Origin of the sequence: Flagellimonas crocea (assembly GCF_033441595.1) — a bacterium.
Lineage (GTDB): Bacteria > Bacteroidota > Bacteroidia > Flavobacteriales > Flavobacteriaceae > Flagellimonas > Flagellimonas crocea.
Genome location: NZ_JAUZVX010000001.1, coordinates 771499 through 783324, shown reverse-complemented (window position 1 = coordinate 783324; position 11826 = coordinate 771499). Strand labels below are relative to the sequence as shown.

The 11826-nt window shown below is 44.1% G+C and carries 11 protein-coding genes; 8 read left to right on the top strand and 3 right to left on the bottom strand.

The window, feature by feature from the left end:
• Nucleotides 1-275: 275 nt before the first annotated feature.
• Nucleotides 276-1742 (bottom strand): T9SS type A sorting domain-containing protein, encoded by a 1467-nt coding sequence (locus SD449_RS03610; RefSeq protein ID WP_318308804.1) that lies wholly within the window; start codon nt 1740-1742, stop codon nt 276-278.
• A gap of 282 nt (nt 1743-2024) precedes the next feature.
• On the opposite strand from SD449_RS03610, the gene SD449_RS03605 reads away from it, so the two are divergent.
• Nucleotides 2025-3062, top strand: a complete 1038-nt coding sequence (locus SD449_RS03605) for a BspA family leucine-rich repeat surface protein (protein WP_318308803.1) — start codon at nt 2025-2027, stop codon at nt 3060-3062.
• Between the two features lie 352 nt (nt 3063-3414).
• Complete coding sequence (locus SD449_RS03600) at nt 3415-5004, top strand: BspA family leucine-rich repeat surface protein (RefSeq protein ID WP_318308802.1); 1590 nt, start codon at nt 3415-3417, stop codon at nt 5002-5004.
• Nucleotides 5005-5267: 263 nt separating this feature from the next.
• Here SD449_RS03600 and SD449_RS03595 read toward each other — a convergent pair whose 3' ends face one another.
• Nucleotides 5268-6179, bottom strand: coding sequence for a metallophosphatase (locus tag SD449_RS03595; RefSeq protein ID WP_318308800.1), 912 nt, complete (start codon nt 6177-6179; stop codon nt 5268-5270).
• A complete protein-coding gene (locus SD449_RS03590) occupies nt 6180-6896 on the bottom strand; it encodes a 5'-nucleotidase (RefSeq protein WP_318308799.1) in 717 nt (238 codons plus the stop codon).
• 112 nt (nt 6897-7008) lie between these two features.
• Here SD449_RS03590 and SD449_RS03585 point away from each other — a divergent pair, with 112 nt between their 5' ends.
• The 6 genes from SD449_RS03585 to porD all read left to right on the top strand — a co-directional run bounded on the left by SD449_RS03585 (nt 7009) and on the right by porD (nt 11825).
• Entirely contained in the window at nt 7009-7542 is a 534-nt protein-coding gene (locus tag SD449_RS03585) for a DUF6913 domain-containing protein (protein ID WP_318308797.1), read from the top strand.
• Nucleotides 7543-7548: 6 nt separating this feature from the next.
• A complete protein-coding gene (gene dapA / locus SD449_RS03580) occupies nt 7549-8439 on the top strand; it encodes a 4-hydroxy-tetrahydrodipicolinate synthase (RefSeq protein WP_318308796.1) in 891 nt (296 codons plus the stop codon).
• 106 nt (nt 8440-8545) lie between these two features.
• Nucleotides 8546-9382: an outer membrane protein assembly factor BamD gene (locus SD449_RS03575; protein WP_404828013.1), complete on the top strand. Its 837-nt coding sequence runs from the start codon at nt 8546-8548 to the stop codon at nt 9380-9382.
• Between the two features lie 24 nt (nt 9383-9406).
• Nucleotides 9407-9733: a DNA-directed RNA polymerase subunit omega gene (locus SD449_RS03570; RefSeq protein WP_318308793.1), complete on the top strand. Its 327-nt coding sequence runs from the start codon at nt 9407-9409 to the stop codon at nt 9731-9733.
• Between the two features lie 3 nt (nt 9734-9736).
• Complete coding sequence (gene coaBC, locus SD449_RS03565) at nt 9737-10942, top strand: bifunctional phosphopantothenoylcysteine decarboxylase/phosphopantothenate--cysteine ligase CoaBC (RefSeq protein ID WP_318308792.1); 1206 nt, start codon at nt 9737-9739, stop codon at nt 10940-10942.
• The gene (gene porD, locus SD449_RS03560) at nt 10935-11825 is read left to right on the top strand and encodes a type IX secretion system protein PorD (RefSeq protein ID WP_318308790.1); all 891 of its coding nucleotides are present in this window, start codon (nt 10935-10937) and stop codon (nt 11823-11825) included. Before coaBC ends, porD begins: the two co-directional genes overlap by 8 nt.
• The last annotated feature ends 1 nt before the right edge of the window (nt 11826 follow it).

Genomic DNA, 11826 nt, shown 5'->3' with positions numbered 1-11826 from the left:
AGTCAGTGGGCAGTTTACAGTTTACAGTGAACAATGAACAGATGCTATTTGTCAGTTCGAGCGTAGTCGAGAACGCTTTGCCCATTACCTATACACCTATACACCTTAGAATCTGAATCGCCCTTCGACTCCCTGCCTGCCGCAGGAGGGCGCTCAGGGACCGCTTCAGGGTGACAACCATCCAACCCTAAAACTATCGAATCAACACATAGCCAAAAGTTCGGCCAAAAAAAATGCCGGAAAGTCTCCGGCATTTTTTCATTGGAATCAAAAGATTACATTTTATATAGTTTTACTATTTGACTTGAGTTGTCGTCATAGGTCAATTTAAGAAAATAGAGACCGGAATTTCCGTTAACGCCGGATAGGTCCAAGACCGCTTGTTCCTGTCCATTGATCCTGCTTTTGGGCACCTTGTAGGTAAAACCGGAGGTGTCGGTCAATTCGGCCTTCTTAATGGCCCCCGAAGTCAATGAAACATTGATGCTGCTCACAAATGGATTGGGGTACAGACTTATCACATTATCTGCAACCACATCACCGTTGTTTGCGCCATTGCCATTATTGCCGTTCTCTTCCATAACTTCACTGGTTACTTTTCCGTTCCAGCCTAGGTCATCAAAAATAGCGAGCACGAGTGAACCCGGCCCGTCAAATGACACTCCTGTGGACAAAAATGGGACCATTAGCCCATCGGGGCCTCCTGCATATGTAAGGAAATCTAAATGGGAATAGCTGGAGCCCGGCAACCAGATGTCCGTTAGCCCTGGGATATCACCAAAGACATTGGAGTCCAAAACGGTGAAAACCTGGGCGCCCTTTCCTTGCGTTGCTCCTTTTATATTAGGTCCCTTGGCGGTCAACGGTCCGGATAAAAGCAGATCACCAAGGTCTGTTGTGTAATTTCCATATTTGTTCTCCTTTAGAATGGATTTTCCGTCTGGGGAATTTGCCAATCTATCATAAATGGACGGATAAAAATCGGGCGTGGCAATTCCAAAGCCGTAATCGGCAATCCCAGTATTGTTGTCAACAAAAAGAGAACCAAAAAAGCCCAGTCCGTGCCCGAGCTCGTGCAGCACCACGGATTTAAAATCGTACATTCCACCGGGCGTGTTTCCATCCGTACCATAGTACCAATTTGGGAAAACAGTGCTAAAACGTGCAACGATGTCATACTCTCCAGGGGTAAGGTCTTCGCCGCTCAATTTGTCGGCCAGGGCATTCCCATACCAAGTATCGCGCTCCAAGCCAGGGTTGTTCGCATAAATATAAGTGGTGCCTGCAGATCCCAAAACACCGGAACCTAAAGGTTGGAAGGCCGCCGCCACATATATGGGGACATCCGAGGACAAAGAACTGGCCCAAGCGTCCACTGCGGCCTGAAAGGCTGTTGCCGCCTCCACGAAATCCTCAAAAGGAAAATTGGGATCAAAATTATAATAGTCCACAAAAATTTGCGCGCCCGTTGGGGACTTCTTTGATTTCAACGAGGTTTTTTGAACCCCATTGGACGTAAGCCCGGCCTTTGAGGTCCCGAGCGTGTAGTGTTCCATGGTGGCCGCGTCCTGGGCATGGATTTCACAGGCTATTTTCCCGTTACTGTCCAAGGTCAACTGACTAATGGGGCCGGGAACCTTTGCACTGGTCTGGGCACTGCCCAGGGCCGAGCAAAACATAAAACAAAAGATCAAGAAAAAAGGTAGGGTTTTGGGGTGTAGGGTAAAAGTCTTTTCTTTCATATGTTGAGGTTTGTGTTACTCTATAAAGATGTTAAAACTTTAACAAATAAAAAAGAAATTTGATGCGTTTTTTTACTGAATGGCAAGGATTTATGGGCATATGATTTCTTTTTGCCTTTATTTTTCAAAATTTATGGTTGGAGGTATTTTTCGTGATGCTGCCTATCCTCATTTGGAGCTTCGTCAAATGATAGCCCCCATTCATCAATTCAAAAATGGTATTGGTGAAACAGGTGCCATAGAATGTTTTTAAACGTTGGAAATTGCATCAAATACTAAAGCATGAAATCAACGCTGAGCATTCTATTGGGGGTACTCGTTGCTATCGCCCTATATTTTTTCTATGGCAGAAGTGAAACACCTGCGGTCCCGGAAAAAAGGGTCCAACAGGTTCGGAATTACACGTTCGTTGCCCCGGAAAATATTGCTGATGATGCCATAATTGGCAGTATTGGGCCTCTTGCCACCGAAGGCAATCAATTTACCTACAGTATCAAGCAGGACGATAGCGGTCTTTTTGAGGTGGATGCAAAGGGTGGATTATCCTTGATCAATGGAAAAAAGTTGGATTATGAAACCCAAAAGGAGCATCGGCTTATTATTTCCGTGGATGATGGGGTTTTGGTCGATGAAGGGCATGTGTTGATAAAAGTGGTCGATGTGGCGGAAAGCATGGCAGAAGATAGCGGTTCCTTTGTGCTGACTTGGCGGACGGAATCTGAAATGGAAAACATAATCATAGGTTTGTACAATAGTGATTATTCCTATGATTTTAGGATAGATTGGGGAGATGGCAGCATGGAAAGCATACTCCCCAAAGAGGATTTTATAGAACATACTTACGAAGTTCCCGGCACGTACAAGGTGGCGGTACAAGGCGAGTTTCCTGCGTTTTACTTTGGAAACACCGACCGCTTGATGAGTTTGGACCAATGGGGACGGATAAAATGGCAAAATCTGTCCGAAGCATTTTTGGAATGCTACAACATGGAATACAGGGCTGTGGATGTTCCCGACCTTACCCAAGTGACCGATTTGTCCAGCATGTTCGAAGGTGCCAGTGCTTTTGATGCCAATATCGGCAACTGGGACATTTCCAACATTTCCAACATGGAAAATATGTTGAGCAACAGCGGTATGCAGCCATCTACCTATGGAGGGACCTTGCAGCTTTGGGCAAAACAGGATAAAATTCCTACCGATCTAATTTTAGGGGCGGATGCCTTGCAGATAGATTGTGCAAATCCAGAATCGGTCACTGCGCGCGATTATTTAATAAACACCAAAAAATGGACGATATCCGATACACCATGTCCATAAAGAATTTTTTCATTGCAATTTGAGTTGTTTTTAGAAGAACCGGGAGGGCCAAGTGCTTTTCCGGTTTTTTGTTTTTTAGGAGTTAGGAGTCAGTAAGTAGTTAATAAAGTTGAAGTTCAAGACCAGAGATTCTTCACTCCGTTCAGAATGACAAATCCAATTATCTGGCAATCCAATAATCCAACCAATTTTTTCCATAACCTTTAACCCATAACCTTTTCCCCTTTCCCCAATCCCTCCATCAACCCAAACCCATCATCCATCAATCCAAATAGAGCATAGGTCAATTAGTTCCCAAAACCCATAACAAAACCCCCGAAATTGTCGCGATTAACATAAAAATTATATTGCGATGAAATTAAAACACGCACTTTTATTCTTTTTTACGATTGCACTGATTTGGTCCTGCGGTAAGGACGATGGTCCGACCCCTTCGGTGGACGAAAACAGCGTTCCGGTAATAGCCGCAAAGACCTTTACCGTGGCGGAGACCATTACCGATACTGAGGTGATCGGTACAGTAACCGCTACCGACGCAGATGAAGACGATACCCTTACTTTTTCCATTGCCACGAACTCCGATGCCCTGTTCGAAATCACCGCAACGGGCGACCTGAGCTTGGCAAGCGGTAAAACATTGGATGCAGCCACCAAGGAACAGCACGCCATTACGGTGAAGGTGGACGATGGCGAGGACACGGCAAGCGCTACCATTACCATAAAAGTAACTTCCGAAGAGGTGACCCCGACCAACGAGGCCCCCGAAATGGCAGACCAAGAGTTTACGCCGAAGGAGGACATCGCCGATACTGATGAAATTGGACAAGTAATGGCCACCGATGCGGACGATGATACCCTTACCTTTGAACTAAAAGAGAACGACAACGACCTGTTTATGCTCTCTGAAATCGGTATTTTGACTCTTGCCGAAGGCAAATCCCTGGATTACGAAACCGCGACCTCGCACAGCATTACCGTAAGCGTAACCGATGGAGAGGAAACGGTAGAAGCTACCATTACCATAACCGTGGAAAACGTAGTTGAGAGCATGGCCGAAGACCCAGCTTCCTTTGTGACCACATGGAAAACCGAAGCTAATGGGGAAGAGATTACAATTGGTGTAGACGTATTCTATAATATGAATTACACTATAGATTGGGGAGATGGCACGTTGGAAGAACTTACGGAAGCTGATGGAAATCCTACACATGTATACAGCATGCCAGGAGTTTATACTGTCGCCATTCAGGGAGATTTTCCATCAATACAAATGTTTAACTCTAGCGACGGGGATAAACTAATGAGTTTGGAACAATGGGGGAACATTCAATGGAAGACTTTTTATAACGCTTTTTATCAATGTGAGGAGATGCAATATAACGCTACAGATGTGCCTGACCTAACAAATCTATCAAACATGGGATATATGTTTTATGGGGCCACTTCTTTTAATGGAAATATTAGTAGCTGGGATGTCTCGAATGTTGCCACTATGAGAAGTATGTTTGAGGGTGCCACATCCTTTAATGGAGACATTAGTGGGTGGAACACGTCTGGTGTTACGAGTATGAAAGATATGTTTTCAGACGCTACTTCTTTTAATGGGAATATCAGTGAATGGAACACCTCAAATGTAATGAGTATGAGCGGTATGTTTTTTAGTGCAAGCTCTTTTGATCAAGACTTGGGCGGTTGGAATATTGGTAATGTTGAGGACATGTCCTTTATGTTTGATGACAGTGGCATGTCCAAAGAAAACCTAAATGCTACTTTGATTGGTTGGAGCAACTACGTGGATGCAAATAATGGTCCGGACAATATAACACTTGGGCTCGATAATCTATTAATATGTGGTCCGGATGTTTTTGCCGCTGTTACGGTATTGAATCAGAATGGTTGGGGTTTTTTCGGTGATGTTAACTATGCCAACGAATGCCCTTGATGATAGCATAGGAAAAACCAATATTTCATAATACATAAACAAACAGACCGGGAGGGCCAAGTGCTTTTCCGGTTTTTTGTTTTTTAGGAGTCGGGAGTCGGGAGTCGGGAGTCGGGAGTCGGGAGTCAGTAAGCAGTGGGCAGTCAACAATAAACAATTACCAATTGTCAGGTCGAGAACGTTTTATCTTTTAACCATTAACCAATAACCAATAACCAATAACCAATAACCAATAACCAATAACCAAATAATCACTAAATCAACTAAACCGTAATGCTCACACCGTTAGCCGATGCCTTTTTATCGGTATCAAAATAGAAGTCTATTCTACCTAGATTGATCCCGTAGCACCCCACTTGATTTACTAAAACAGAGTTGCCATTTTGGTTGGTACGAACATCGGGCTTATCCAAAAAAGTATGCGTGTGCCCACCAATGATCAAATCGGTATGGAACGTTTGTTGCGCCAATCGGGTGTCGCAAGGTCTGTCGGGATTATTGTAATCGTAGCCCAAGTGAGATAGGCAAACGATCAGATTACATTGTTCGTCCTCCTTGAGTTTTCTTTCCATGTCCAGTGCAATCTCATAGGGGTTCAGGTATCGCGTTTCCTTGTACAGTTTTTTGGTCACAAGTCCGTCCAGTTCAATGCCCAGTCCATAGACTCCGATTTTCACCCCGTCAACATTGTAGATTTTATAAGGCTTTACGTAACCGTTCATCACGGTATTGGTAAAATCGTAGTTGGCGCTGATCATTTCAAAAGTGGCATGTGGCATTTGGGCCAATAGACCATCGATACCGTTGTCAAAATCGTGATTTCCGATGGTGGAGGCATCATAGTTGAGCTTGCTCATCAGTTTAAACTCCAGTTCACCGCCATAAAAGTTGAAATAAGGGGTACCCTGAAAAATATCGCCGGCGTCAAAAAGCAAAGTGTTCGGGTTTTCGTTCCTGATCTGCTCCACCAAGGTGGCCCGCCTGGCAATACCTCCCAGGTTCGGGTATTTGGAGTGCGATGTGGGAAAGGTATCAATATGGCTGTGCACATCGTTGGTGTGCAAAATCGTAATCTGCTTTTTGCCCAAATTGGAGCATGAGGCCATACTGAGTCCCCCAAGTCCGATAAGGGTGGAGGCTGCACTGGTGTTGATAATAAAATCTCTTCTCTTCATCTAATCCAATTGTATAAAACGATCATCCACGGTGGCCTTTAAGGTATCCACTTTCTTAAAATGATCTATGATGGCATTTCGTAACAGGTAATCGGTATCGGTGGTCGATATGATCTCATCAAAAAAGCCTACGCTTGGGCCTCCGTTTACCAAATAATCGGATGTGGCCACAAAATAATTTCTAGTTTCATCAAAAGGCTCCCCCTGTATGTTCACGGATTCCAGGGAACCATTTCTGTCCGTTACTATCTGAATGCCCGCTACAGGATGGGAACGGCTGGCCTTGGCCAAAAAATCCAATAATTTTCGGGTCGCGGAACCGCTGAGCTCCACCACTTCGATATAATTTTCAAAAGGCATAACCTCGTAAGCATTGCGTGCACTTACCTTTCCTTGCGAGATTACGGAACGGACCCCGCCATAATTGAGCACCACAAAATCCAGCTCGTTTCCGGTCCTTGATTTAAATATCGGGGCAGTTTCATCTAAAACAATATCCGCCATAAGGTTGCCCATAGAGGTGTTTCGGTCGCCATCGTCCAGTAAAAGGGGTTTTGGCGCGTAGGTGAGGGTGCTGTCCAATACCTCGTTGATTCTCATTTTATAAGGGGCCACAAAACTGGCAATGGAATCGTTGGGTGACACGGTGGAATCGATCGGGATTTGTTTGCCTTGGATTTCGGTGAGTTTTCCAGTATCGGTCTTGCAAGAAATCAAAAAACAAAAAGTTGTAAATACAACAAATTGTTTGAAATTTAAATTATTCACAGGCGTATCTTTGTTAAGTCGTCTTGGTAGAATATTTACCTTTGTAAAAATCAACAAAAATATGTTTTTGAAAGGATTCCAAGACAAATTTAAGGTTAAATCCGGGCTTAGATATTTAAAGGAGGAAATGGAAAAGCCTTCCCATGCGGTGGCAAGGGAAAAAGGGGTTACCAGCGTTGGCTGCATAGTGGATGTGGACAACTTTCCGAAAGCGGATGCCTTTTATGAATTGATCGAGGAATTTTCCTTGCGGCCGAACGCCATCAAGATCATCGGGTACAAACGGGAATATGACAAAAATTCGCCGTATGCCATCCAGATGTTCTCGGACAAAGATCTTGGTTGGAAAGGACATATTGAAAATGGCTACGTGCTGGAATTTTTGGGAAGGGAGTACGATATGTTGATCAGCTACTACGAGGAGGACAATTTATTAATGAAGCTATTGTCCGTTAAAACCCAGGCACGACTAAAGGTAGGTTTGGCTCCGCAGGACGAAAAGGTGAATGATTTGATCTTGAACACACCCTTAAAGGATTTTAAACTCTTTAAGAGTGAACTGAAAAAATATTTGAAGGTCTTGAACGAAATTTAAACAAAAATGGAACAGTTGATGGGAACGGGAGTGGCCTTGGTGACTCCTTTCAGAAAAGATTTATCGGTAGATGTGGATGCGTTGGAACAGATCGTCGAATTCAATATCCAAGGTGGGGTGGATTATTTGGTGGCGCTGGGAACCACTGCAGAAACCGCCACACTTTCCAAAACCGAAAAGCAGCTGGTCGTGGATGTCGTGGTACGTACCAATGCAGGGAGACTCCCGTTGGTACTGGGTGTTGGTGGCAACAACACCATGGAGTTGGTGGAAGAGCTAAGATCACTGGACCTGTCCGATTTTGATGCCATACTTTCCGTGTCGCCGTATTACAGTAAACCCACTCAAGAGGGAATATACCAGCATTTTAAGGCCCTAGCCGAAGCTTCACCCGTACCTATAGTACTGTACAATGTACCGTCCCGTACCGGAAGCAACATGTTGCCCGAAACCACCTTGCGGTTGGCCTACGATTTTCCAAAAATTATAGCCATCAAAGAAGCTTGCGGGGATTTGGTTCAGATTGAAAAGATCATAAAGAACAAACCCAAGGATTTTTTGGTGATTTCCGGGGACGATGCCACCGCACTGCCAACAGTTTTGGCCGGTGGGGCAGGTGTAATCTCGGTACTTGGACAAGGAGTTCCCGCACTTTTTTCCAAAATGATAAAAATGGGATTGGAAAGCAATGCAAAGGAAGCATACGAGATACATCACAAACTGTCCTCTCTAATGTCGCTCATTTTTGAGGAAGGGAATCCCGCGGGCATCAAAAGTGTTTTCGAAGAAAAAGGCCTCTGCCGTGCAGTGGTAAGGCTTCCATTGGTACAGGCCACTGCATCACTCAAGGATAAAATCAGTATTTCCTTGAAATCCTTGGATAGGGCACATGTTTAAAATTCGTTAAATGTTGGCCAAATAGTTGGGGATTCTGCAAAGTACCCGTTAATTTGGGCGGTAAAATTCTTTTTTTAAATCCGTTCAATATCACTAATTTTGCAAAATGTTTTTGAGAATGAGGTCAATACTCTTTTTTTGTTGTGCAGCAGTTTTTCTCGTATCCTGTAGCGAGTACCAAAAAGTACTCAAGGAAACCGATGTAAAGGCCAAATATGAAATGGCCGAAAAACTGTACAACGAAGGGAACTACAAAAAGGCGGTTCGGTTATACGAACAGATTGCGCCCCAATACGTGGGAAAACCCCAAGGAGAAAGGGTAATGTTCTTTTTTGCGGACAGCTATTTCAAAAATGAGGACTATTATTTGGCAGGATACCAGTTTGAACGATTTGTAAAGTCGTATCCCCGAAGTGATAAAATCCAAGAAGCCACTTTTTTGGGAGCAAAAAGTTATTATATGCTCTCTCCAAGGTACTCTTTGGACCAGACCGAAACGGACAAGGCGTTGGCAAAGCTCCAAACCTTTATCAATAACTACCCCGAATCGGAATTTTTTGAAGAGGCCAATGCCATGGCCAGGGAGCTGACCACCAAAAAAGAGAAAAAAGAAATAGAGATAGCCAAGCAGTTCAATAAATTGGGCAAGTTCAATTTGCCAGTATTGATTTCGGCCATAGCCGCGTTCGACAACTTTATTACGGACAATCCAGGATCGGTGTTCCGCGAGGAAGCACTTTATTACCGCATAGAGGCCGCTACCGAATTGGCAATCAATAGTACAGAGAACAAAAAGAAGGAGCGACTGCAAGAAGCTCTTGATGCATACAATACGTTAATGCGTTATTATCCCGAAACCCAGTTCAAAAAGGAAGCCGATAAGCTTTCGGAGAGGATCAAGGATGAACTTAGCGCATATACCGATACGACCCTATCTAAATAGAAACAAGTTTTTAAGCCACTGCACATGCAAGATTTGAAAAACACAAAGGCCCCGGTTTCCACAAAAACTCTTAACAGAAACGAGTTTGACCAAAGTACCGGAAACATTTATGAAGCTATCTCCATAGCTTCAAAAAGAGCTATCCAGATCAATTCTGAAATCAAAAAGGAATTGTTGGAAAAGCTTGAAGAATTTGCAACTTATAGCGATAGCTTGGAAGAAGTGTTCGAGAACAAAGAGCAGATCGAGGTTTCCAAATTCTACGAAAAGTTGCCAAAACCACACGCATTGGCCGTACAAGAGTGGTTGGAAGATAAAATCTACTACAGGAATACAGAGAAAGACGCTTAAGAAATGCTTGGCGGTAAAAATATCCTTTTGGGAGTTTCCGGGGGAATTGCCGCGTACAAGACCACATTTCTTGTTCGTTTACTGATTAAAGCTGGCGCCCAGGTCAAAGTTGTTATGACCCAGAGCGCCGGCTCTTTTGTTTCTCCACTTACACTTTCCACCCTTTCTAAAAATCCAGTTTTGATGGATTTCGTCAATGAAGAGGATGGAAGTCTTTCATGGAACAATCACGTGGAACTCGGACTTTGGGCCGACCTTATGCTGATTGCTCCGGCAACGGCCAACACCTTGTCCAAAATGGCCAATGGTACTTGCGATAATTTACTTTTGGCCACCTACCTGTCCGCTAAATGCCCTGTTTATTTTGCACCGGCCATGGATTTGGATATGTACAAACATCCCTCCACAAAAAATTCGTTGGACCAACTCCAGTCCTTTGGTAACACCATGATTCCAGCGGAGTCAGGAGAGCTGGCAAGTGGATTGCAAGGAGAGGGACGCATGGCGGAACCCGAGAACATTTTGGCATTTATCCAAGAAGATTTAAAAAAAGGACTTACGCTTTCCGGAAAAAAAGTGCTCATTACCGCTGGCCCCACCCAAGAGGCCATTGACCCGGTCCGCTTTTTGGGAAACCGTTCTACCGGCACCATGGGGTTTGAACTGGCCAAAAAAGCAGCTGACCTAGGAGCAAATGTGGTATTGGTTTCAGGACCTTCACACCTAAACATTGAACACAGTTCCATCCAACTGGTTCGGGTTACCTCCGCGCAGGAAATGTACGATGCTTGCCATAAGCATTTTCAGAACATGGACATTGCGATTTGCGCCGCCGCGGTGGCAGATTATCGACCTAAAACCATTGCTGCGGAAAAAGTCAAGAAAAAGGACGGTGAATTGTCCATTGAATTGGAACGAACCCCTGATATTTTAATGTCTTTAGGGGAAATAAAGAAAGGCCAGTTTTTGGTCGGTTTCGCCTTGGAGACCCAAAATGAACTGGAGAATGCCAAGGGCAAGCTCAAAAGAAAGAACTTGGACGGTATTGTCCTCAATTCATTAAAGGATGATGGCGCCGGTTTTGGTCAAGGCACCAATAAAATCACTTTCATAGATAAGAATTCGCAGATTAAAACGTTTGAGTTGAAGACGAAGCCGGAAGTGGCTTCGGATATTTGGGAAGAAATCATCTCCAGGATTCATGCGTAACATACTTTTTGCTATTATTCTTTTGTTCACTGTTCTCACTGTTCCGGCACAGGAACTCAACTGTGTGGTCACGGTAAACTCCGACCAGGTAGGGCAGACGAACCAGCAAATTTTCAAGACCTTAGAGCGTTCTTTGAACGATTTTGTCAATAAAAATAAATGGACGAACCGGGTGTATCGGGAAAATGAACGGGTGAACGCCCGTATGTTCATTACGGTTACCCAATATGAATCCGACCGATTTGAGGCCAATATCCAGATTCAGTCTACACGTCCCGTTTATAATACCTCTTACGAAAGCCCAGTGTTCAATTATAAGGACAACTCCTTCAATTTTCAGTACCAAGAATTTCAGCCCTTGGTCTACAATCCCAATAATTTTGATTCCAATTTGGTCGGGGTCATTTCCTACTACGCCTACATTATTTTAGGTCTGGATGCCGATACTTTTTCTTTGGAGGGAGGTAACGATTTTTATCGAAGGGCACAGAATATCGTCACTCAGGCACAAAGTTCCAGTTATGGTGGCTGGAGTCAGGAAACCGGAGACCGAAGCCGTTTTGAATTGGTGGACAACCTATTGAGCAATTCTTTTAGGGAGTATCGCATAGCCATGTACAATTACCATAGAAAAGGTCTCGATATACTGGCGGACAATAACAGTACAGGTAAACAAATAATAGCGGGAAGCCTTCGTTTGTTCGAGACGCTCATTAGCCGTAGGCCCAATGCTTTCTTGATCCAGACCTTTTTTGATGCCAAATCGGAAGAGATCCAGAATATTTTCTCGGACGGCCCCAAGGTGGACATTGTCAAACTCAAAGAAACCTTGAACAAAGTGGCCCCGTTTTATTCCAGCACCTGGAATGAAATAAATTACTAGT